Here is a 23,248-nt window from a genome sequence, read left to right as displayed (position 1 = left end):
TTATTTATTTTAAGTTTCTTATATCATTTAGTCTCTTTTTCACGCCGACTTCCGGTCGTCTGAAAAGGAGCTTCCCCATGAAACTGACTTCCCCCCTTCGCCTCCTGGTGGCCGCGTCGCTGGCTGCGGCAAGTTTCCTGGCTCAGGCGGCAGATGTGACCGTCGCCTACCAGACCACCGTTGACCCGGCCAAAGTCGCCCAAGCCGACGGCGCCTACGAAAAAGCCACCAAAGCCAGTATCGACTGGCGAAAATTCGATAGCGGCGCCGACATCATCGCCGCCATCGCTTCCGGCGATGTGCAGATCGGCTATCTCGGTTCCAGCCCCCTGACGGCAGCAATCACCCGTAAAGTCCCGGTGGAAACCTTCCTCATCGCCACCCAGATCGGCGCCGCCGAAGCCTTGGTCGCGCGCGACGGGTCCGGGATCAAGACCCCACAAGACCTGATCGGCAAAAAAGTCGCCGTACCGTTCGTCTCCACCGGCCACTACAGCCTGCTGGCCGCGCTGAAGCACTGGAACATCGACCCGTCGAAAGTCACCGTGCTCAACCTCGCGCCGCCGGCCATCATCGCGGCATGGAAGCGCGGTGACATCGACGCCACCTACGTGTGGGACCCAGCGCTGGGTGTGGCCAAGGAAAACGGCAAAGTGCTGATCACTTCCGGCGAGTTGGCCAAGTTCGGCGCGCCGACCTTCGATGCCTGGATCGTGCGTAAGGACTTCGCCGAGAAGCATCCGGAAATCGTCACTGCGTTCGCCAAAGTGACCCTTGATGCCTACGCCGACTACCGCAAGGATCCGCAAGCCTGGCTGGCCAACCAAAGCAACGTCGACAAACTGGTGAAACTCTCCGGTGCCAAGGCCAGCGATATTCCGCTGCTGCTGCAAGGCAACGTGTATCCACTGGCGGCTGATCAGGTGATCACCCTCGGCGCGCCGACCACCAAGGCCATTACCGACACCGCAGCGTTCCTCAAGGAACAGGGCAAGGTCGAGGCCGTGCTGCCGGACTACGCGCCGTACGTCAGCGCCAAGTACATCACCAACTGATCGGGAGTTAACCGCGATGGCTTTGCTACAGCTGGAGCGCATCAGTGCACAGTACCCCGGTGCAGCAGAACCTGTGCTGGCGGATATTTCCCTGAGCCTTGGGCCCCGGCAGTTGCTGGTCGCCCTCGGCCCTTCCGGCAGTGGCAAGACTTCGCTGTTGAACCTGATTGCCGGTTTCGTCGAGCCCAGCGCCGGGCGCATCACCCTTGACGGCGTGCCGGTCAAAGGCCCGAGCGCCGAGCGCGGCGTGGTGTTTCAGGACGATGCCCTACTGCCTTGGCAGGACGTGCTGGCCAACGTCGGCTTCGGCCTGGAACTGGCCGGCGCCGCGCGGGAAAAACGCGAACAGCGCGCCCGGGAAATGCTCGCGCTGGTAGACCTTTCCGGTTTCGAAAACCGCCGCATCTGGCAACTCTCGGGCGGGCAGAAACAACGTGTCGGCCTCGCCCGCGCCCTCGCCGCCGACCCTCGGGTGTTGCTGATGGACGAACCCTTCGGCGCCCTGGATGCCTTCACCCGCGAACAGATGCAGGAGCTGCTGTTGCAAATCTGGCAACGCACCGCCAAACCGGTGTTCCTGATTACCCACGATATTGAAGAAGCGGTGTTCCTCGCCACCGACCTGATTCTGCTGGCGCCGAATCCCGGGCAAGTCGTCGAGCGCCTGAGCCTGGATTTTGGCCAACGTTACGCCGCAGGGGAATCGGCGCGCTCGATCAAGTCCGACCCACGCTTTATCGAAACCCGCGAACACGTACTCGCCAAAGTGTTCTCCCAACGCAGTGCCGTCCAGCGGCAGGAGCGCGCATGAGCAGCTATGGAATTCCCGCCGCAACGGTGAAACCCGATTCAAAGGTGAAGGGCTCGGCGGTGATTGCGCTGCGCCGCCGTATCAGCACCCGCGGGGTCAGCGTGTTGACCCTGATCGCACTGTTGGCGATCTGGTGGGCCGTCACCGCCACCGGTTTGATCGAACCGCTGTTCCTGCCGCCACCCTCCGCCGTGCTGCAAAAAGGCTGGTTGCTGGTGACCAGCGGCTACATGGATTCGACCTTGTGGCAGCACTTGGGCGCGAGCCTCAGCCGCATCGGTTTGGGCCTGGGCTTCGCGGTGCTGACCGCCGTGCCAGTCGGCATTGCCATTGGCCACAACCGCATTGCTCGCGGCATTCTCGATCCGCTGATCGAGTTTTACCGCCCGATTCCGCCCTTGGCCTATTTGCCGCTGATCGTGATCTGGTGCGGCATCGGTGAGCTGTCGAAAGTCTTGCTGATCTACCTGGCGATCTTCGCCCCGATTGCCATCGCCACCGCCACCGGCGTACGCACCGTCGACCCGGCGAAATTGCGCGCCGCGCAGTCGTTGGGCGCAACTCGGGCGCAGTTGATTCGCCATGTGATTCTGCCCAGTGCCTTGCCGGACATTTTGACCGGTGTGCGCATTGGTTTGGGAGTGGGCTGGTCGACACTGGTCGCCGCCGAGTTGATCGCCGCCACCAGCGGTTTGGGGTTCATGGTGCAGTCGGCGGCGCAGTTCCTGGTCACCGATGTGGTGGTGCTGGGGATTCTGGTGATCGCGCTGATCGCCTTCGCCATGGAGATGGGTCTGCGCGCCCTGCAACGCAAACTGGTGCCGTGGCATGGCCAGGCTCACTGAATATTCATGTGTCGACACCCTGGATTGAAGAGAACCGCCATGAGTAACTTGACCATCGTCCCCCTCAGCTGCGCCCTCGGCGCGCAAATCAGCGGCGTCGACATCAGCCAGCCGCTGAACGTGGAACAACGCGACGCCATCGAACAGGCGCTGCTCAAGTATCAGGTGCTGTTCTTCCGTAACCAGCCGATCGAACCACAGCAACAGGCGCGATTCGCCGCTTATTTCGGCGACCTGCATATCCATCCGATCTACCCGAACGTGCCGGAACAACCGGAAGTGCTGATCCTCGACACCGCCATCACCGACGTGCGGGACAACGCGATCTGGCACACCGATGTGACGTTCCTGCCGACCCCGGCGATGGGCGCGGTGCTCAGCGCCAAGTTGCTGCCGGAGTTTGGCGGCGACACCCTGTGGGCCAGCGGCATTGCGGCGTATGAAGCGTTGTCCGCGCCGATGAAAACCTTGCTCGAAGGGCTGACCGCCACTCACGATTTCACCCGTTCGTTTCCACTGGAGCGCTATGGCAACACGCCGGAGGCGCTGGCCCAGTGGGAAGAAGCCAGGCGCAAGAACCCGCCGCTGTCACACCCGGTAATTCGCACGCACCCGGTGAGCGGGCGCCGGTCGTTATTCGTCAATGAGGGCTTCACATCGAAGATCAACGAACTGTCGGAAACCGAGAGCGAAGCGCTCCTGAAGTTTTTGTTCGCCCACGCCACACGGCCGGATTTCACCATCCGCTGGCGCTGGCAGAAAGACGACATCGCGTTCTGGGACAACCGCGTGACCCAGCATTACGCGGTGGATGATTACCGCCCGGCACGGCGGGTGATGCAGCGAGCGACGGTGTTGGGGGATGTGCCGTTTTTTCGCTGATCCGCCAGTTCCTGCTCGTTCCCACGCTGCGTGGGAACGAGCAGTACTCAGTTACTCAGCCATCGAAGGCTTCTCCCACAAATTGATCCCGCCCTCCTGGGCAAATCGATCAATCTCCGCCAGTTCTTCCACGCTAAAACTCAGGTTCTTCAGCGCACCGACGTTCTCGATGATCTGCTCCGGCCGGCTCGCGCCGATCAGCGCCGAGGTCACCCGTGGATCGCGCAGGGTCCAGGCCAACGCCAGTTGCGCCAGGCTCTGACCACGACGCTTGGCGATTTCATTGAGCGCCCGCACTTGGGCGATGTTGGCTTCGGACAGGTGAGAGGACTGCAATGAATCACCGCCCGGGCGATTGACCCGCGCATCCTTCGGAATGCCATTGAGGTATTTGTCGGTCAACAGGCCCTGCGCCAACGGCGTGAAGGCGATCACGCCGGTACCGAGTTCGTCGGTGACATCCAGCAGGTCCTTTTCCACCCAGCGATTGAGCAGGTTGTAGGCCGGCTGGTGGATCAACAGCGGGACTTTCCACTCCTTGAGCAACGCGGCCATTTCCCGGGTTTTCACCCCGGAGTAAGACGAGATGCCAATGTACAACGCCTTGCCCTGTTGCACGGCCGTGGCCAGTGCGCTGGCAGTTTCTTCCAGCGGGGTGTCCGGGTCAAAACGGTGGGAATAGAAGATGTCCACGTAATCGAGGCCCAGGCGTTGCAGGCTCTGGTCGAGGCTGGCCAGCACATATTTGCGCGACCCGCCGCCCTGGCCGTAAGGGCCGGGCCACATGTCCCAACCGGCCTTGCTGGAGATGATCAGCTCATCGCGGTACTGCTTGAAGTCTTCGCGCAGCAAACGACCGAAGTTGATCTCGGCGCTGCCGTACGGCGGGCCATAGTTGTTGGCCAGGTCGAAGTGGTTGATGCCCAGATCGAACGCCGTGCGCAGCAACGAGCGCTGTATGTCGATCGGCGTGCTGTCGCCGAAGTTGTGCCACAGGCCCAGGGACAGTGCCGGCAGCACCAGTCCGCTGCGACCTACGCGGCGGTAAGGGATAGAGTCGTAGCGGTTTTCGGCAGCGGTGTAGGTCATCGAATCCTCTCTTGTGGGTCTTGAATGGGGTATCGACTGCTTTGCAAGCTGCCCAGCATACGCCCAGACAAACGCCAGGAAACCCCGGATTCGACTAATTGCTGAAACGTTTCAAAGATAATTAAAAACTGAGCTCCCCCCATAGAGTCGATATCCACACCCAACGCTTACGCCGACAACTCACGTAGCGCGGCAGCCGCCAAAAAGCCAGACCTTGAGCTATATCGCTGATCTCGTCTGACCGTCTGATCGATACGCTCAAGCAACTGCTCAGGAAGCGTGGCATTGAAGCGCACCGACTTGCCGAAATAGGGTGTGATATCGAATTCGACCACACCCCACACACCGCCAGCGTAATCAGGGTTATCAAGATGAGCGTCAATTTCACGCACCTGCGGAAGTGGATCACCATCGGCGACCAGACCTTCGTAGTGCAAAGCCAACGCTTCTTTCACGTTTTCAAATGCCTGCGCCACTGTAGCGCCTGCGGAGAAGCATCCCGGCACGTCCGGGATAATCACTCCGTATTCTGAGTCGGCATCCTTGTGCAGAACGACCGGGAATTTCATTTCGATGACTTCTCTGTTGACAGAGATTGGACTGTAAAACAGAAACCAACACGCATACACACCATACACATCTTGCAAAGATCGCCATCAAACGGCACCCGCAAACACCTCCCCCAACCAATCCACAAACACTCGAACCCGTGGCGACATGTGTCGGTTATGCGGATACAACACCGAAACCGGCATCGATGGCGGCGGTGTGTCGGTGAGGATTTCCTGCACCAACCCTTGGGCAATCTGCGCTTCCATTCGGTAATGCGGGCACTGAATCAGCCCCAATCCGGCAATTGCCGAGGCCGCATAAATCTCCGCGCCGAACACCGACAACGCTCCCTCGATGGCCACTTCTTTCAGCTCGCCATCCACCATGAACTCGAATGGAAACAGCTTGGCCGTGGTGCGCGAAACGTAGTTCACCGCGCGGTGGTTTTTCAGGTCTTCGAGGTTTTTCGGTTCGCCGTATTTGCGCAGGTAAGCCGGGCTGGCGCAGGTGATCTGGCGCAGGTTGGCGACACGTTTACCGATTAGCGCCGAATCGCCCAAGGTGCCGGCGCGCAACACGCAATCAACGCCTTCGGCGATCAGGTCGACGAAGCGGTCGGCTTCGCTGATGGACAATTCGATGTCCGGGTAGCGCGACATGAATTGCGGCAACGCCGGGATTACAAAGTGCTTGGCCAACGTGCCATGCAGATCCACCCGTAATCGGCCTTTCGGCGCAACGCCGCGAAATGCCAGTTCGGCTTCTTCCAGTTCTGCCAACAACTGCACGCAACGCAAGTAGTACGCCTCGCCATCCAGCGTAGGACGGACCTTGCGCGTGCTGCGCTCCAGTAAACGGGTGCCGAGCCAGGCTTCGAACTGATTCAGCGTATGGGTCAGGGTGGCACGCGGCAGGTTCAGGTCATCGGCCGCCAGCGTGAAGCTGCTGCGCTCGTAGATCCGCACGAAAACCTTCATCGCCTTGACTTGATCCATACGGCGCTCCTGACGATCGATTGTTGGCGATTATTGAACAGTCAAGGCAACTCTTGTGCATTTATCGCCCTGAGTAAACATGTGAATCTGGCTCCACACCCCAGCCACTCCAAGGAATCAACGCCATGACTACTCAAACTTCGAAAGTTGCCATCGTGACCGGCGCCTCCCGCGGCATTGGTGCCGTGATCGCCCAGCAACTGGCCGCCCAAGGTTTCGCCGTCGCCATCAACTACGCTAACAGCGCCACCGAGGCGTCGGCACTGGTGGTAAAACTGCGTCAGGCCGGTCACCGGGCCATAGCGATCAAGGCTGATGTGGCCAACGCCGACGATGTACGCCGGCTGTTCGACGAAACCGAAACCCAACTGGGCAAGGTCGACGTGCTGGTCAATAACGCCGGCATCCTCAAAGTGCTGCCGCTGGCGCAACACAGCGACGAACTGTTCGACCAGAACTTCAACATCCACGCTCGCGGCACTTTCAACACTCTGCGTGAAGCGGCAACGCGCCTGAACAGCGGTGGCCGGATCATCAACTTCTCCAGCAGCACCGTCGGCATGAACCTGCCGGGTTATGCGGTGTACATTGCCAGCAAGGCGGCAGTGGAATCCCTGACCCAGGTGTTCGCCAAGGAAATGCGCGGTCGCAACATCACCGTCAACGCCGTGGCCCCGGGCCCGGTCGCCACCGACCTGTTCCTGCACGGCAAGAGCGAAGAACAGATCCAGACCTTCGCCAAGATGCCACCGCTGGAACGCCTGGCTCAGCCAGAAGACATCTCCCGCGTCGTGTCCTTCCTGGTCGGCCCGGATTCGGCCTGGGTCAACGGGCAAATCCTGCGCATTAACGGCGGGTTGGTTTAACTATGCTCGATGTATTGGGCTGAATCCGTAAGGCAGCACACATCTGAAGGGCGGAACGCATCATGCACACCACGATCATCATCTTCTTCGGCCTGGTCCTGCTGGCACTGATGCTGTTCATCGGCGAGAAAATCGGTTTCTCCCGTCAGACCCTGGCCTACAGTTTTGTCGTGCTGTGGCTGGCGTTGACCTTGATCAACGGCGCAGTCGGCATGGTCATCGCCGGCCAACCGTTGAGTGCGGAACTGGTGGTGGGCAGCGCGGTGTTCGGCGTACCGGTGGCGGCACTGGTGCTGTTCATGGTGTTGAGCAGCGAGACCTGAGCGCCACCGGTCGATCAACGCACCAAATGCAAAAACTGCATGTGCCGTTCGTACTGGTCGAGGATGTCGTTGATCACCTGATCCTTGGTGTAACCCACCAGATCGTAGTCCTGGCTGCCCTCGCGCAAATGCACTTCGGCACGGTGGTAGCGACGGTTGTTGAGTTGCTTGGAACCCATGCCACCCCGGGCGAAAGACGGCGTGAAGTAACCGCGCATCTGCACCTGATAAATGAACGGATGCAACTCGCCGTGACCGATTTCCAGGCTGACGTTGTCGTTGGCTGGGTCGGGCTGAGTGACCACGTGCAACCCCTTCTCGACAAACACCGCCGTCACTTCCTCGATCGCCGGGCGCACCGTGGTATCAAGGAAGCGATAGACCTCATCCCGAGACGGGAAATGCACCGCCTGACTCAAGCGCTGACGCCATCCACCGCGTCGCGAACCGGCCACCGGCGCGAGGGAATGCAGTTGCGCAATTTGCTTCTGCGACTCCAGATAAAACGCCTTGTGCAGGCCCCACATCATCAGCAGCAAAATCATCGAGAACGGTAACGACGTCAGCACCACCGCCGACTTCAAGGCGTCGATGCTGCCGGAGAACAGCAGTGCGCTGGTCACCAGTGCCGTCATCGCGCCCCAGAACACTCGCAGCCATTTCGGCCCGTCCTCATCGGGATTGCCACCCTTGGCGGACAAGGTCGACAACACCACGGTGCCGGAGTCGGCAGAGGTGACGAAGAACACGAAGCTGATGAACACCGTGACCGCGATCACGGTTTTGCTCCACGGGTAGGTCTCCAGCAGCAGGTAAAGCGTCATCGACGGGTTGTCGATGGCCGACATGCCGAGCGCGCTCATGCCGTGGTTGAGCACCTGATCGATGGCGCTGTTGCCGAAGATCGACATCCACGCCAGGGTGAAACCGAGCGGGATCAGCAGCACGCCGAAGACGAATTCGCGGATGGTCCGGCCACGGGAAATCCGCGCAATGAACAGGCCCACGAACGGCGACCATGCAATCCACCAGGCCCAGTAGAACACCGTCCAGCCGCCCAGCCAGTCGCTGGGTTTGTCATAGGCGTAGAGGTCGAAGCTCTTCATCGGCAAGGCGCCGAGGTAATCGCCGAGGTTCTGGATCAGGGTATTGAGCAAGTGCTGGGTGGGGCCGGCGAACAACACGAACAGCAGCAGCGCACAGGCCAACAGCATGTTGATGTCGGACATCACCCGCACGCCTTTATCGACGCCAGACACCGCGACGATGATCGCCGCGCCCATCATCAGCGTGATCAGGCCCACCTGAATCCACTGGGTGTGGGCGATGCCGAACAGGTAGTCCAGGCCGGAGTTGAGGTGCAATACGCCAAAGCCCATGTCGGCACCGAGGCCGAACACCGTGGCGATGATGCCGAAGCCGTCCACTGCGTAACCGATGGGCCCGTTGATGCGCTTGCCGATCAGCGGGTACAGCGCCGAACGCAGGGCCAGCGGCAGGTTATGTCGATAGGCGAAATAGGCCAGCGCCATGCCGACGAAGGCGAACACGCCCCAGCCGTGCAGGCCCCAGTGCAGAAACAGAATCTGCATCGCCTGACGCGCCGCCTCCGCCGTACCGGCCTCGCCTTGCGGTGGTTGCACCAAATGCGTAAGTGGTTCGGACACGCAAAAGAAAAACAGCGTGATGCTGATCCCGGCGGCGAACAGCATGCCGGCCCAGGACAAGTAACTGAATTCGGGCTCGTCGTGGTCGGCACCGAGCTTGATCTTGCCGTAGCCGGACAAGGCGGTGACCACCACGAAGACCAGATACAGCGTCATCGCGAGCATGTAGTACCAGCCGACCGTATTGGCCGCCCAGTTTTGCGCTTGCAACAGCCAGGCACCGGCCTGTTCGGGGATCGCCATGACCACGACGGCGAACAACAAAATGAAGGTCGCCGCGAAATAAAACACCGGCGGATTCATGCGGACCTGGCCGCTTGCGGGGATGGACGATGCACTCACGAAAGGTGCACCTCGAGGGGGGAAAACGTGGCTGTAAAAATCGGACTCAGCAAAGGCAAGCCTCCTGTTGTGAGCGGGCGGCGAACCACCGGTTTAACTTGAATGAACGTTCAAGTTAAACATGAATAGGGTGCTAAGGACTAATCGCAGGGCTCGGCGGTCGCTTTTCTGCGCGAGTGCAAGGAAGGGTATGACGCGGGGTTTACGGGATTTGTTCTGTGGAAAATTAGCTGGATGCCATTATCTCGGTTTGGCTTGAAACCATTCGCGGGCAAGCCTCGCTCCTACAGATTTTGTGTCGGTCGCCAAGTCCCCGATCGACACTGATGTAGGAGCGAGGCTTGCCCGCGAAGACTGCATGTCAGTCAGCAAATATCAGGGAGCCTTACTTCTGCGTCCCGTCATCATGCTGCAGATTCGCCTGGGTCAGGTTGCACCCCGCTGGCACGCTGCGGGTCAGCCAGACGTTGCCACCGATGGTCGAGCCCTTGCCGATGGTGATCCGTCCCAGAATCGTCGCGCCGGCATAGATCACCACGTCGTCCTCGACGATCGGATGCCGCGGATGGCCCTTCTGCAACTGGCCGTCTTCGTCCGCCGGGAAGCGTTTGGCGCCCAAGGTCACGGCCTGATAAATCCGCACCCGCTCGCCAATGATCGCGGTTTCGCCGATCACCACACCCGTGCCGTGGTCGATGAAGAAACTGCGACCGATCTGCGCGCCAGGGTGGATGTCGATACCGGTGGCCGAGTGGGCGATTTCCGCGCTGATCCGCGCCAGCAACGGCAACCCGGCGCGGTACAAATGGTGGGCCAGGCGATGGTGAATCACCGCCAGGATTCCCGGGTAGCACAGCAACACTTCATCGACACTGCGAGCCGCCGGATCGCCGTGATAGGCCGCCAGCACATCGGTGTCCAACAGGCTTCGCAATTCCGGCAGAGCGAGGGCGAAGTCCTGAATGATCCGGATGGCCTTGGCTTCGACTTCAGAATCGCCCCCGGCACTGTGACGAGCGACGTAGCGCAATTCGAGCCGCGCCTGAGCCAGCAATGCATTCAACGCCACGTCGAGTGTGTGGCCGACGTAGAAGTCCTCACTCTCCTCGCGCAAATCCACCGGCCCCAGACGCATCGGAAACAACGCACCGCACAAGGCTTCGAGAATGTCCGCCATGGCCGCTCGGGACGGCAACTCGCGACCGCCCTGCTCGGTGCTGGCGCGGCCGTTTTGTGCGCGCCACTGGTCGCGCGCCGTACGCAGTTGGCTGACGATGGTCTGCAATTGCCAATGGCTGGAACGCTCGCTCACGGTAAAAACTCCTCACGGGCGGCCGGACTGTCTGGCCGCACTGACGGCGATTACTTTACGGCAACGACTTGCAGCCGAATTAAGAACCAATAGTGCTGTTAACAATACTTTTGGCTATAAGCGATTGGCAGTTGCCCCACTAAATACCCGTGCCTATAGTCCTGACATCTTCCTCCGCCAGTACGGACCCATGATCAAACAACAGCTTGCCCGTTTTAACCGCCTGGACCTGCTCGGTCACCCTACCCCGTTGGAAAAACTCGAACGTCTGTCGACCTGGCTGGGCCGCGATGTGTACGTCAAACGCGATGACCTGACGCCATTGGCACTGGGCGGCAACAAGCTGCGCAAACTCGAATACCTCGCCGCCGATGCCCTGGCCCAGGGCGCCGATACACTGATCACCGCTGGCGCGATCCAGTCCAACCACGTGCGCCAAACCGCCGCCATTGCGGCCAAGCTTGGCCTGGGCTGCGTGGCGCTGCTGGAGAACCCGCTCGGGACTGACGATAGCAACTACCTCGGCAATGGCAATCGGCTGTTGCTGGACCTGTTCGATGCCAAGGTCGAACTGGTGGAAAACCTCGACAACGCTGACGAGCAATTGCAAGCGCTGGCCGCACGTCTGCGCAGCAATGGCAAGAAACCCTATCTGGTGCCGATTGGTGGCTCCAATGCGGTGGGCGCGTTGGGTTATGTCCGTGCGGGTCTGGAACTGGCCGAGCAGATCAAGGACACCGGGCTGCAATTCGCCGCCGTAGTCCTGGCTTCCGGCAGTGCCGGCACCCATAGCGGGCTGGCGCTGGCATTGAGCGAAGTACTGCCGGATTTGCCAGTCATCGGCGTGACCGTTTCCCGTAGCGATGAAGCTCAACGACCGAAAGTCCAGGGCCTCGCCGAACGCACTGCCGAGCTGTTGGGCGTGGGTCTGCCGGCGAGTTTCAAAGTCGAACTGTGGGACGAATATTTCGGCCCGCGTTATGGCGAGCCGAATGCCGGGACGCTGGCGGCGGTGAAGCTGTTGGCGAGCCAGGAAGGGTTGTTGCTGGACCCGGTGTATACCGGCAAGGCCATGGCCGGTTTGCTCGACGGCATCGGGCGCCAGCGCTTCGATGACGGCCCGATCATCTTCCTGCACACCGGCGGGGCGCCGGCGTTGTTTGCCTACAAAGACTTTTTATAGCCGATAGTCCTGTGGCGAGGGGGCTTGCCCCCGTTGGGTCGCGCAGCGGCCCCTTGTGTCCGGCAGTCATATCGAGTCAGCAGACATTACGACTGCTTCGCAGCCGAACGGGGGCAAGCCCCCTCGCCACAGGAATGCAATCCTCAAATATTCATTTAAAGAATAACAAACTTAATATTTATTATTTTCCTATCTAAAGACGACATCATATAGTCGCGCCGCAGGCGAATTTGCAGCGAGACGCATAAGCTGCTTTAGGGCAGGATATCGCAGTCGTTCAAATCCCGAATTTGCCAACTTTCCTTAAGCGTCTTCCATAAGAAAACACAGGGGCTTGTCATGAATTTTTCCGCACTACGTAGAAATCTGCTGGTGGGCTCGTTGGGCCTGGCGCTGAGCGCCGGCCTGCTCGGGCAAGCGGTTGCCGGAGAGCAACTGCAAAAGATCAAGGACGCGGGCGTGATCAACGTCGGCCTGGAAGGCACTTATCCACCGTTCAGCTTCGTCGACGAGGCCGGCAAACTGAGCGGCTTCGAAGTCGAGTTCTCCGAAGCCTTGGCCAAAGAGCTGGGCGTGAAGGTCAAACTGCAGCCGACCAAATGGGAAGGCATCCTCGCGGCCCTGGAATCCAAACGTCTGGACGCGGTGATCAACCAGGTGACCATCACCGAAGAGCGCAAGAAGAAGTACGACTTCTCCGAGCCGTACACTGTTTCCGGGATTCAGGCCCTGACCCTGACCAAAAACAAAGACACCATCAAGACCGCCGCCGATCTGGCCGGCAAGAAAGTCGGCGTAGGCCTGGGCACCAACTACGAGCAGTGGGTGAAAGAGAATGTGCCTAAGGCTGACGTCCGCACCTACGAAGATGACCCGAGCAAGTTCCAGGATCTGCGCGTCGGCCGCATCGACGCCATTCTGATCGACCGCCTGGCCGCGCTGGAATACGCCAGGAAGGCCAAGGACACTGCCGCCGCCGGCGAAGCGTTCTCCCGCCAAGAGGCCGGTATTGCCCTGCGCAAAGGCGAGCCTGAACTGCTGGCCGCGGTGAACAAAGCCATCGACAAGCTGCGTGCCGACGGTACGCTGAAAAAGCTTTCGGAAAAATACTTCAGCGCTGACGTCACTCAATAATGGGAGAAGCTTTCCAACTCGCGCTGGACTCCGCGCCCTTCCTGCTCAAGGGCGCGTACTACACGGTCATCCTGAGCCTGGGCGGGATGTTTTTCGGCCTGCTGATGGGCTTCGGCCTGGCATTGATGCGCCTGTCGCGCTTCAAACTGGTGAGCTGGATTTCCCGCATCTACGTGTCGTTCTTTCGCGGCACGCCGTTGCTGGTGCAACTGTTCGTGATCTATTACGGCTTGCCGCAATTGGGCATCGAACTTGATCCGCTGCCGGCCGCCCTGATCGGCTTCTCGCTGAACATGGCGGCCTACGCCTGCGAAATCCTGCGTGCCGCGATCAGCTCCATCGAGCGCGGCCAATGGGAAGCTGCGGCCAGTATCGGCATGACCCGCGCGCAAACCCTGCGCCGGGCCATTCTGCCGCAAGCGATGCGCACGGCCCTGCCACCGTTGGGCAACAGCTTCATCTCGCTGGTCAAGGACACCGCGCTGGCGGCCACCATTCAGGTGCCGGAGCTGTTCCGCCAGGCGCAGCTGATCACCGCCCGTACCTTCGAAATTTTCACCATGTATCTTGCCGCCGCGCTGATCTACTGGGTTCTGGCCACGGTGCTTTCGCACCTGCAGAACAAGTTGGAAGAGCGGGTCAATCGGCACGACCAGGAGTCCTGACCCAATGATTGTCGTGGAAAAACTGACAAAGCAGTTCAAGGGTCAGGTGGTGCTCAACGGCATCGATCTGCAGGTGAAGGAAGGCGAGGTGGTGGCAATCATCGGCCCCAGCGGCTCGGGCAAGACCACGTTCCTGCGTTGCCTGAATTTTCTGGAAGAACCCACCAGCGGCCGGATCAAGGTCGGCGACATCGAGATCGATGGCAGCCGCCCCCTGAACCAGCAGCAGAGCCTGGTACGACGCCTTCGCCAGCACGTGGGTTTTGTGTTCCAGAACTTCAATCTGTTCCCCCATCGCACAGCCTTGGAAAACGTTATCGAAGGCCCGATCGTGGTGAAAAAGATCCCACGAGCCGACGCCGTTGCCTTGGGTAAAAAGCTGTTGGCCAAGGTCGGCCTGGCGGGCAAGGAAGACGCTTACCCGCGACGCCTCTCCGGCGGTCAGCAACAGCGTGTGGCGATTGCCCGGGCGCTGGCGATGGAACCGGAAGTGATCCTGTTCGATGAACCAACCTCGGCGCTGGACCCGGAATTGGTGGGCGAAGTATTGGCGACCATCCGCGGCCTGGCTGAAGAGAAACGCACCATGGTGATCGTCACCCACGAGATGGGGTTTGCTCGGGACGTGGCCAACCGTGTGGTGTTTTTCGACAAGGGTGTGATTGTCGAACAGGGCGAAGCCAAGGCGCTCTTTGCCAACCCGAAAGAAGAACGGACGAAGCAGTTTCTCAGCAAGTTCCTTAACAACGCTTAATTCAATCTCCACTCAAAACTGTCAACTTCCATGGATGGAAGTGACACTTTCTCCGACTTATAAAATCCTGCATTCGCCTTCAACAACCGCCTTGATTAATTCCAAATCGTAGATAACTTCCCACCCTCCCATGCGGTACATATATATGTCCTGCAACAGATTCATCTCGCTTAAAATCCATAAAAACCCTCGCCACCCACAGTCAATGGGTTGCTACTTCCAAGGCGTGCAGCCCATCAAATATTGGACTAAATTCGACAGAGCATTGGGGTTTATTAACTGCACTGCGTAGGAGATTTCTGAATAACCCAAGAACCAACCTTTAACCAATAAACACTATTGACACCTATTCGAACCCACTCTTATCTAGTCTCCAACAAGCGACTTTCATCAAACTCGATCACTCTTCAAACACACAAAAAGTGAATCGTTTTGTTGCCTGGTAATTCACGCCTTTCGATCTTTCAGAAACGGACTTCGCGGTAAGGCTTCAAGGAGAGAACCCCATGACAAGCACTTCGAACAAACCCGACCTTGCAGCCCCGACCCTGGCGCAAACTCACAAGGCCGGCATCAGCATCACCTCGGCCGCTCATCTAATGATCGACGTGCCGCCTTATCCAGGCATGGACGAAGGCGACCTGATCGAGCTGTTCTGGAACAACTGCTACGTGGCCTCCAGCCTTGTGGGGACTGACCATGGTGGCAAAGCGGTGAGCCTGCGGGTGCCGGAAAGCTTCATTGCCAACGGTTCTGCTCGCGTCCATTACAAGGTCATGCAGATCGGGCAAGGGCCAGCGATATCACCGGCGGCGCGCGTCCAGATCAAACTCGATTGCCCCGGCGGCCTACCCTCGCCCCTTTGCGATGAGGAAAACCAGAGCCTGGCGCCGGTGTTCATTCCCGAGACCATTCGCCGTCAGGGGGTCAATCCGAACCAGGTCAAGCGCGGTGTGCCATTGACCATCGAACCCTACCTGAACATGGCCGCCGACGACGAAATCACCCTGCGCTGGGGCGATGTGCGCATGGACCTGCCCAAACTCAAGGCCGACGATGTGGGTCAGCCGATCCACGTCTGGGTGCCACCGGCAATCATTCTCGAAGCCGGCGAAGACCTTCGACTGGAAGTGACCTACTGCATCCTCGACCGGGTGGGTAACAACTCGCGCTGGGCACCGGCACGCACACTGAAAATCGGCTGTGCCAATCCTTACCTGAAAGTGCCGCCCAAAGAAGTGCTCAAAGCCGCAGAACCCAGAAAGCGGTGAAGCCCTGTAGCAGCTGGCGAAGCCAGCTGCTACAGGGAAGAGACTGATACCTCTTCTATCTATATTCCTAAAAGTTAGTTCATTAATTATTTATACGCGTTTAGGGTATATACACCGGACCACCGGACATTCGTGTTTTTCGTTCGCCGCAACACCTGCGGCGTTTTCATGAGATGTGAGGTAGGTATGGTCCGGAACACAATCACCCCAGTGCAAATCGCCAGGGCATTGCGTGCAGCCAAGGAGCGGCACTGATGTCCAGTCTGGCAGATGCAATCGTTCAGAGTGATCTGGACATAGCCCCATTGTTGTTGCCCGCGCAGGTCTTGCGCAACGACGCACAAGCCATCAAGGCTGCCCAAGAGCTGGCGCAAGTCGCGCGCCTGCAAGCCGCTAAACGTGACCAGCAGCGCAAGTTGCCCTGGTCGGAAATCGAACAGTTCACCCGCAGCGGCTTGGGCAGCATTGCCATCCCGCGTGAATACGGCGGCCCACAGGTTTCATTCGTCACCGTTGCCGAAGTCTTCGCGATCATTTCCGCAGCCGACCCGGCCTTGGGGCAGATCCCGCAGAACCAGTTCGGGATTCTCAACCTGATACTGGGCAGTGCCACCGAGTCGCAGAAAAAACAGCTGTTCAAAAGCGTGCTCGAAGGCTGGCGGATCGGTAACGCAGGCCCTGAGCGCGGTACCAAAAATACCCTGGAGCTCAAGGCGCGAATCACCGCCGACGGCGATGGCTTCGTCATCAACGGGCAGAAGTTCTACTCCACCGGCGCATTGTTCGCCCACTGGGTGGCCGTCAAAGTGCTGAACGACGACGGCAAGCAAGTGCTGGCCTTCGTTCGTCGTGGCACCCCGGGCCTGCGCATCGTCGATGACTGGTCGGGTTTCGGCCAGCGCACCACCGCCAGCGGCACCATTTTGCTCAACAACGTGCGGGTCGACGCCGAGCTGGTGGTGGATAACTGGAGGATCAACGACAGCCCGAACACTCAGGGCGCCGTGTCGCAACTGATTCAAGCGGCCATCGACGCCGGCATCGCCCGGGGCGCTATCGATGACGCCATCGAATTCGTGAAAACCCGTGCCCGGCCCTGGATCGACGCCAAGGTCGAACGGGCCAGCGACGACCTCTACGTGATCGCCGATATCGGCAAGCTGAAAATCGAACTGCACGCCGCCGAAGCGCTGCTGCGCAAGGCCGGGCAAGTGCTCGATCAGGTCAACGCCGCGCCGCTCACCGCCGAGTCTGCGGCACGCGCCTCGATTGCCGTTGCCGAGGCCAAAGTGCTGACCACCGAGATCTCGCTGCTGGCCAGCGAAAAACTCTTCGAGCTGGCCGGCAGCCGCGCCACCCTCGCCGAGTTCAACCTCGACCGCCACTGGCGCAATGCCCGGGTGCACACGCTGCACGACCCGGTGCGCTGGAAGTATCACGCGGTTGGCGCTTATCACTTGAACGGCACGTTGCCGGCTCGCCACTCCTGGATTTAACGACCAGATCGCTGGAGAAACACATGTCTCTTTCTCGAAACGTCGCGGTCATTACCAGCGATGAGCAAGCCCTGATCGTCGCCGGTGACCTGGCCGACGACTTCAAACGCGACAGCGCCCTGCGCGACCGCGAACGTCGATTGCCGCACCCGGAACTGGAAGTGTTTTCCCGTTCGGGTCTTTGGGGCATCAGCGTGCCAAAGGAATACGGCGGCGCCGGTGTTTCCAACGTCACCCTGGCCAAAGTGATCGCGTTGATCGCCCAGGCCGACGGCTCCCTGGGGCAGATCCCGCAGAACCATTTCTACGCCCTCGAAGTGCTCCGTGTGAACGGCAGCCATGAGCAGAAAAAACGCCTGTACGCCGAAGTGCTGGCAGGCCAGCGTTTCGGCAACGCACTGGCGGAACTGGGCACCAAAACCGCCCATGACCGCGTCACCCGCCTGACCCGCGACGGTGACGGCTATCGCATCAACGGCCGCAAGTTCTACGCCACCGGCGCCATTTACGCCCAGCGCATCCCCACCTCAGTAGTGGATGAAAACGGCGTGCAACAGCTGGCCTTCGTCCCGCACAACAGCAAAGGCCTGACGGTCATCGACGACTGGAGCGGCTTCGGCCAGCGCACCACCGGCAGCGGTTCGGTGGTGTTCGAGGATGTCTACGTTGCCGCCGAGGACGTGATTCCATTTCAAAGCGCATTCGAACGCCCGACCACTGTCGGCCCATTGGCGCAGATTCTCCACGCCGCGATCGACACCGGCATTGCCCGCGCAGCCTATGAAGATGCATTGCATTTCGTGCGCACCAAAACCCGGCCGTGGATCGACGCCACGCATGAAACAGCCACCGAAGACCCACTGACCCTCAAGAGCTTCGGCCACTTGAGCATTCGTCTGCACGCCACCGAAGCCTTGCTGGAACGCTCCGGCGAATTCCTCGACCGGGCCCAGGCCGACACCAATGCCGAGACCGTCGCCGCCGCGTCGATTGCGGTTGCCGAAGCCCGGGCCATCAGCACAGAAATCTCGCTCGCCGCCGGCAGCACGCTGTTCGAATTAGCCGGTAGCCAAGCAACTCTGATTGAGCACGGCCTGGATCGCCACTGGCGCAACGCCCGGGTGCATACCCTGCACGACCCGGTGCGCTGGAAGTATCACGCGGTAGGCAATTACTACCTCAACGATGAAAACCCGCCGTTGCGGGGGACCATTTGATGAGCAAAAAGAAGATCCTGCTCAACGCGTTCAACATGAACTGCATCGGGCACATCAACCATGGTCTGTGGACCCATCCACGGGACACGTCCACCCAGTACAAGACGATCGAATACTGGACTGAATTGGCGAAGCTGCTGGAGCGCGGGCTGTTCGACGGTCTGTTCATCGCCGACATCGTCGGTGTGTACGACGTCTATCAGAACTCGGTGGACGTGCCGCTCAAAGAGTCGATCCAGTTGCCGGTCAACGACCCGCTGCTGCTGGTCTCGGCCATGGCCGCGGTCACCAAGAACCTCGGCTTCGGCCTGACCGCCAACCTGACCTACGAGCCGCCTTATCTGTTCGCCCGACGCCTGTCGACGCTTGATCATCTGAGTCGCGGCCGCGTCGGCTGGAACATCGTCACCGGCTATCTGGACAGCGCCGCCAAGGCCATGGGCCTCAGCGAACAGGTGGAACACGACCGACGTTACGACCAGGCCGACGAATATCTGCAAGTGCTCTACAAACTCTGGGAGGGCAGCTGGGAAAACGGCGCGGTGCTCAACGACCGCGAGCAACGGATCTACGCCCAGCCAGACAAAGTGCACAAGGTCGAGCACAAGGGCGAGTTCTATCAGGTCGAGGGTTATCACCTCTGCGAGCCGTCGCCGCAACGCACGCCGGTGCTGTTCCAGGCCGGCAGCTCCGATCGCGGTTTGCTGTTCGCCGGTCGGCATGCCGAGTGCGTGTTCATCAGCGGCCAGAACAAACCGGCGACTCGGGCTCAAGTGGACAAGGTTCGCGCCAGCGCCGTCGAGGCCGGGCGCAATCCTTGGGACATCAAGGTGTTCATGGGTTTAAACGTGATCGTCGGCGCCACCGAAGCGCTGGCCTGGGCCAAGCATGCCGAGTACCTGAGCTACGCCAGCGCCGAGGCCGGCGTGGCGCACTTTTCGGCATCCACCGGGATCGATTTTTCCGAGTACGAACTCGACGAACCGATTCAGTACGTGAAGAGCAACGCCATCCAGTCCGCCACCAAGAACCTGCAAAACAACGACTGGACCCGCCGCAAACTGCTGGAACAACACGCCCTCGGTGGCCGCTACATCACCGTGGTCGGCTCGCCTGAGCAAGTGGCCGATGAGCTGGAATCATGGATCGCCGAAACCGGCCTCGACGGCTTCAACCTGACACGGATCGTCACCCCGGAAAGCTATGTGGATTTCATTGAGCTGGTGATTCCCGAGTTGCAACGCAGGGGCTCGTACAAGACCGCTTACGACAACGGCAGTCTGCGGGAAAAGCTGTTTCAGCGTGACGCGCATTTGCCTGAGCAACACACAGGCTCTGCGTTCCGCCGCTAATCCTGTGGCGAGGGGGCTTGCCCCCGTTCGGCTGCGCAGCAGTCGCAAACCTGCGGACCGGTTTTACCTGACACACCTCATTGCATGGTTTTGGGGCCGCTTCGCGGCCCAACGGGGGCAAGCCCCCTCGCCACAAATTTGTGCACCGATTAAACAATTGACTGGAAAATCATCATGACCAAAAAACTCTTATCCCACCCAGTCAAAGCACTGGCCCTGGCCCTCGGCCTCTTCAGCTCCATCACCTTCGCCGCCGACGCGCCGCTGAAAGTCGGCACCACCGCCGCCTTCGCCATTCCGCTGGAAGCCGCCGTAGAGGAAGCCAGCAAACAAGGCCTGAAAGTCGAACTCGTGGAGTTCAGCGACTGGATCGCTCCCAACGTCAGCCTCGCCTCGGGCGACATCGACGTGAACTATTTCCAGCACATTCCGTTCCTGGAAAACGCCAAGGCCGCGGCCGGCTTTGATCTGGTGCCGTTCGCCCCGGGCATCATCAACAACGTCGGCCTCTATTCGAAGAAATACAAAAGCTTCGCCGAGTTGCCAGAAGGCGCCAGCGTGGCCATCGCCAACGACCCGATCAACAGCGGTCGCGGCCTGCAACTGTTGGCCAAGGCCGGGTTAATCACGCTCAAACCGGGCGTCGGCTACAAGGCCACCGAAGAGGACATCATCGCCAACCCGAAGAAAATCAAAATCCTTCAGGTCGAAGCCGTGCAACTGGTACGCGCCTACGACGACGCCGATCTGGTCCAGGGTTATCCGGCCTACATTCGCCTGTCGAAAACCTTCGATGCCAGCTCCGCGCTGCTGTTCGACGGTCTCGATCACAAGGAATACGTAATCCAGTTCGTGATCCAGCCGAAAAGCAAAACCGACCCACGGCTGATCAAATTCGTCGACATCTATCAGCACTCGCCAGCGGTTCGCGCAGCGCTGGATAAGACCCATGGCAAGCTCTATCAAGCTGGCTGGGAAAGCTGAGCATGACGGCCGCCATCCAACGGCGACTGGAGACTCCAGAGCCACACACTGCTGAACGCACCGAGCTGCACCCCGAGCTGAACCGCGCCCACGTGCGCTTCATCGGCCTGGGTAAAACCTACAATGGCCAGCAAGGTCAGGTGGCGGCCCTGCACGGTATCGACCTGGCAATCCAGCGCGGCGAAGTGTTCGGCATCATCGGGCGCAGCGGTGCCGGCAAGTCGTCTCTGATCCGTACCATCAACCGCCTCGAACAACCGAGCAGCGGGCGAGTACTGATCGATCAGGTGGACATCGGCGAGTTCGATGAAGACCGACTGGTGGCGCTGCGCCGGCGCATCGGCATGATCTTCCAGCACTTCAATTTGATGTCAGCCAAGACGGTTTGGCAGAACGTCGAATTACCATTGAAAGTCGCCGGTGTGCCCAAGGAAAAACGCGAGCAGAAGGTCCGTGAATTGCTCGAACTGGTGGGTCTGCAAGGTAAACACAAGGCTTATCCGGCGCAGCTTTCCGGCGGGCAGAAACAACGTGTCGGCATCGCCCGTGCGTTGGTGCATGACCCGGAAATTCTGCTGTGCGACGAGGCCACTTCGGCCCTCGACCCAGAGACCACCCAATCGATCCTCGGCCTGTTGCGCGAGATTAATCAGCGCCTGGGCCTGACCATCGTGCTGATCACCCACGAGATGGCGGTAATCCGCGATATCTGTGATCGGGTCGTGGTGTTGGAACACGGGCGAATCGTCGAGCAAGGGCCGGTCTGGGAAGTCTTCGGCAACCCGCAACATGAGGTCAGCAAGACCTTGCTCGCGCCGCTGCAACACGGCCTGCCGGAAGAACTGCAAAGCCGCTTGCGGGCACAGTCGCAGTCTTCGGACGCCGCCGTGGTGCTGCGCTTGCAATTCACCGGCAATACCCGCGACGAGCCAGACCTGGCGGCGCTGTTCAGCGCCCTCGGTGGTCGTGTGCGTTTGCTGCAAGGGGGCGTGGAGCGGATTCAGGGCCATGCGCTGGGGCAATTGCTGCTGGCGGTGACCGGTTCGTCCCTCGGTGCCGAGGAATTGCGTCAGCGCGCCGGTCATTGGGCGCAGCAGGTAGAGGTGCTGGGTTATGTGGTTTGATCGATTGCTGCAAGGTTTCATCGACACCTTTTTGATGGTCGGCGTGTCATCGCTGATCGCGCTGTTGGCGGGCATTCCGTTGGCGGTGATTCTGGTCACCAGCACCAAGGGCGGAATCTACGAAGCACCGGCACTGAACCGCGCACTGGGCGCGTTCGTGAACCTGTTTCGCTCGATTCCGTTTTTGATTTTGATGGTGGCGCTGATTCCGTTTACCCGGTTGATCGTCGGCACCACCTATGGCGTATGGGCCGCCGTGGTGCCACTGACCATTGCCGCTACGCCGTTCTTCGCACGCATTGCCGAAGTCAGCCTACGGGAAGTCGACCACGGGTTGATCGAAGCGGCGCAAGCGATGGGGTGCCGGCGCTGGCATATCGTCTGGCATGTGTTGCTGCCGGAAGCGCTGCCGGGGATTGTCGGGGGGTTCACCATTACGCTGGTGACGATGATCAATTCGTCGGCCATGGCCGGGGCGATTGGCGCTGGCGGGTTGGGGGACATTGCTTATCGGTATGGGTATCAGCGCTTTGACAGCCAGATCATGTTGACGGTGATTGTGCTGCTGGTGGTGTTGGTGGCGGTGATTCAGTTGGGTGGGGATCGGTTGGCTCGGGGGTTGAACAAGCGCTGAATCAAGATCAAAAGTGCGAAAGCGCTTATAGTCAGTGCTTCTCTCTTTTTCTGTGCAGCCAACCATGAAACAGACTCCCACCGACCTGGAGCAGATCACCTCCACCACTCTGGGCCATTACAACGCGGTGGCTGAAGACTTCCGTGAAGGCACTCGCGATCACGATGTCAGCCAGAACATCGATGCCCTGCTGCGGCATATTCAGGGTAAGGCGCCCTTCAGCATTCTCGACTTTGGCTGCGGTCCTGGCCGCGACCTGAAAACCTTCACCCGCCTGGGCCACATCGCCATCGGGCTCGACGGTTCGGAAAAGCTTGCGCAGATGGCCCGGGACGACAGCGGGTGTGAGGTCTGGCAGCAGGACTTCCTGAAACTCGATCTGCCGGCCGAGCGCTTCGACGGGATTTTTGCCAATGCGGTGCTGTTTCATGTCCCGAGTCAGGAGTTGCCCAGGGTGTTGAAGCAACTGCGCGCGGCGTTGAAGCCGGGCGGTGTGTTGTTCAGTTCCAATCCCCGTGGCGAGAATCAGGAAGGCTGGAACGGATCACGGTATGGGGCGTATTACGACCTGGCGGCGTGGCAACAAATGCTGACCGAGGCGGGGTTTGTGGAGCTTGAGCATTACTACCGGCCGGCGGGGCTGCCGCGGGAGCAGCAGCCTTGGTTGGCCAGCGTTTGGCGTCGAGCCGACTGAT

General features: G+C 59.9%; 23 protein-coding genes. 18 read left to right on the top strand and 5 right to left on the bottom strand.

All coding sequences use genetic code 11. The annotated features are described in order from the left end of the window. The first annotated feature begins 77 nt into the window (after positions 1-77). From tauA to tauD, 4 genes are read left to right on the top strand one after another with little or no spacing between them, the layout of a single operon-like run. Positions 78-1,055: a taurine ABC transporter substrate-binding protein gene (tauA, locus tag AC1RL4_RS15425; protein WP_019581740.1), complete on the top strand. Its 978-nt coding sequence runs from the start codon at positions 78-80 to the stop codon at positions 1,053-1,055. Between the two features lie 16 nt (positions 1,056-1,071). After that, the gene (gene tauB / locus AC1RL4_RS15420; RefSeq protein WP_019581739.1) at positions 1,072-1,866 is read left to right on the top strand and encodes a taurine ABC transporter ATP-binding subunit; all 795 of its coding nucleotides are present in this window, start codon (positions 1,072-1,074) and stop codon (positions 1,864-1,866) included. Beyond that, on the top strand, positions 1,863-2,711 hold the full coding sequence (tauC, locus tag AC1RL4_RS15415; protein WP_019581738.1) for a taurine ABC transporter permease TauC: 849 nt from the start codon (positions 1,863-1,865) through the stop codon (positions 2,709-2,711). The genes tauB and tauC overlap by 4 nt, the downstream gene beginning before the upstream one ends. Before the next feature lie 39 nt (positions 2,712-2,750). Next, entirely contained in the window at positions 2,751-3,593 is an 843-nt protein-coding gene (tauD, locus tag AC1RL4_RS15410) for a taurine dioxygenase (RefSeq protein WP_019581737.1), read from the top strand. A gap of 51 nt (positions 3,594-3,644) precedes the next feature. Here tauD and mgrA read toward each other — a convergent pair whose 3' ends face one another. The 3 genes from mgrA to AC1RL4_RS15395 form a co-directional block, all read right to left on the bottom strand. Beyond that, a complete protein-coding gene (gene mgrA / locus AC1RL4_RS15405; RefSeq protein ID WP_019581736.1) occupies positions 3,645-4,682 on the bottom strand; it encodes an L-glyceraldehyde 3-phosphate reductase in 1,038 nt (345 codons plus the stop codon). Positions 4,683-4,849: 167 nt separating this feature from the next. Continuing rightward, the gene (locus AC1RL4_RS15400) at positions 4,850-5,251 is read right to left on the bottom strand and encodes a type II toxin-antitoxin system HicB family antitoxin (RefSeq protein WP_007903104.1); all 402 of its coding nucleotides are present in this window, start codon (positions 5,249-5,251) and stop codon (positions 4,850-4,852) included. 87 nt (positions 5,252-5,338) lie between these two features. After that, positions 5,339-6,229 (bottom strand): LysR family transcriptional regulator, encoded by an 891-nt coding sequence (locus AC1RL4_RS15395; protein WP_028939568.1) that lies wholly within the window; start codon positions 6,227-6,229, stop codon positions 5,339-5,341. 125 nt (positions 6,230-6,354) lie between these two features. Between AC1RL4_RS15395 and AC1RL4_RS15390 the strand changes: the two genes are divergently transcribed. Beyond that, positions 6,355-7,095 carry an SDR family oxidoreductase gene (locus AC1RL4_RS15390; protein ID WP_028939567.1) on the top strand — a complete coding sequence of 247 codons (741 nt, stop codon included), beginning with the start codon at positions 6,355-6,357 and terminating at the stop codon, positions 7,093-7,095. Between the two features lie 62 nt (positions 7,096-7,157). Continuing rightward, the gene (locus AC1RL4_RS15385) at positions 7,158-7,418 is read left to right on the top strand and encodes a hypothetical protein (RefSeq protein WP_028939566.1); all 261 of its coding nucleotides are present in this window, start codon (positions 7,158-7,160) and stop codon (positions 7,416-7,418) included. A 14-nt stretch (positions 7,419-7,432) separates the two neighbouring features. Here AC1RL4_RS15385 and betT read toward each other — a convergent pair whose 3' ends face one another. Next, the gene (gene betT, locus AC1RL4_RS15380) at positions 7,433-9,388 is read right to left on the bottom strand and encodes a choline transporter BetT (protein ID WP_018929331.1); all 1,956 of its coding nucleotides are present in this window, start codon (positions 9,386-9,388) and stop codon (positions 7,433-7,435) included. Between the two features lie 424 nt (positions 9,389-9,812). Then, positions 9,813-10,739, bottom strand: a complete 927-nt coding sequence (epsC, locus tag AC1RL4_RS15375; protein WP_007939563.1) for a serine O-acetyltransferase EpsC — start codon at positions 10,737-10,739, stop codon at positions 9,813-9,815. A 190-nt stretch (positions 10,740-10,929) separates the two neighbouring features. Here epsC and AC1RL4_RS15370 point away from each other — a divergent pair, with 190 nt between their 5' ends. From AC1RL4_RS15370 to AC1RL4_RS15315, 12 genes are all read left to right on the top strand, one after another. After that, on the top strand, positions 10,930-11,922 hold the full coding sequence (locus AC1RL4_RS15370) for a D-cysteine desulfhydrase (RefSeq protein ID WP_019581731.1): 993 nt from the start codon (positions 10,930-10,932) through the stop codon (positions 11,920-11,922). Positions 11,923-12,261: 339 nt separating this feature from the next. Continuing rightward, the gene (gene tcyJ / locus AC1RL4_RS15365) at positions 12,262-13,056 is read left to right on the top strand and encodes a cystine ABC transporter substrate-binding protein (protein ID WP_019581730.1); all 795 of its coding nucleotides are present in this window, start codon (positions 12,262-12,264) and stop codon (positions 13,054-13,056) included. Then, positions 13,056-13,721, top strand: a complete 666-nt coding sequence (gene tcyL, locus AC1RL4_RS15360; RefSeq protein WP_007939566.1) for a cystine ABC transporter permease — start codon at positions 13,056-13,058, stop codon at positions 13,719-13,721. Before tcyJ ends, tcyL begins: the two co-directional genes overlap by 1 nt. A 4-nt stretch (positions 13,722-13,725) precedes the next feature. Continuing rightward, positions 13,726-14,475, top strand: coding sequence for an L-cystine ABC transporter ATP-binding protein TcyN (gene tcyN / locus AC1RL4_RS15355; RefSeq protein ID WP_007939567.1), 750 nt, complete (start codon positions 13,726-13,728; stop codon positions 14,473-14,475). Positions 14,476-14,981: 506 nt separating this feature from the next. Further along, on the top strand, positions 14,982-15,746 hold the full coding sequence (locus AC1RL4_RS15350) for a hypothetical protein (RefSeq protein WP_019581728.1): 765 nt from the start codon (positions 14,982-14,984) through the stop codon (positions 15,744-15,746). A gap of 254 nt (positions 15,747-16,000) precedes the next feature. Next, a complete protein-coding gene (locus AC1RL4_RS15345; RefSeq protein WP_019581727.1) occupies positions 16,001-17,242 on the top strand; it encodes an SfnB family sulfur acquisition oxidoreductase in 1,242 nt (413 codons plus the stop codon). Positions 17,243-17,265: 23 nt separating this feature from the next. After that, on the top strand, positions 17,266-18,459 hold the full coding sequence (locus AC1RL4_RS15340) for an SfnB family sulfur acquisition oxidoreductase (protein ID WP_096481464.1): 1,194 nt from the start codon (positions 17,266-17,268) through the stop codon (positions 18,457-18,459). Beyond that, positions 18,459-19,811 (top strand): LLM class flavin-dependent oxidoreductase, encoded by a 1,353-nt coding sequence (locus tag AC1RL4_RS15335; protein WP_230174002.1) that lies wholly within the window; start codon positions 18,459-18,461, stop codon positions 19,809-19,811. The genes AC1RL4_RS15340 and AC1RL4_RS15335 overlap by 1 nt, the downstream gene beginning before the upstream one ends. 174 nt (positions 19,812-19,985) lie before the next feature. Continuing rightward, positions 19,986-20,795 (top strand): MetQ/NlpA family ABC transporter substrate-binding protein, encoded by an 810-nt coding sequence (locus AC1RL4_RS15330; RefSeq protein WP_028939561.1) that lies wholly within the window; start codon positions 19,986-19,988, stop codon positions 20,793-20,795. Between the two features lie 2 nt (positions 20,796-20,797). Continuing rightward, positions 20,798-21,919 carry a methionine ABC transporter ATP-binding protein gene (locus AC1RL4_RS15325; protein WP_230174004.1) on the top strand — a complete coding sequence of 374 codons (1,122 nt, stop codon included), beginning with the start codon at positions 20,798-20,800 and terminating at the stop codon, positions 21,917-21,919. After that, positions 21,909-22,553, top strand: a complete 645-nt coding sequence (locus AC1RL4_RS15320; RefSeq protein WP_019581723.1) for a methionine ABC transporter permease — start codon at positions 21,909-21,911, stop codon at positions 22,551-22,553. Before AC1RL4_RS15325 ends, AC1RL4_RS15320 begins: the two co-directional genes overlap by 11 nt. Positions 22,554-22,617: 64 nt before the next feature. Further along, positions 22,618-23,247: a class I SAM-dependent methyltransferase gene (locus tag AC1RL4_RS15315; protein ID WP_019581722.1), complete on the top strand. Its 630-nt coding sequence runs from the start codon at positions 22,618-22,620 to the stop codon at positions 23,245-23,247. Position 23,248 lies beyond the last annotated feature (1 nt).

It is taken from the genome of Pseudomonas sp. GW822-FHT07A10, assembly GCF_058798795.1.
This window is presented reverse-complemented; position numbering and strand designations above follow the sequence as displayed.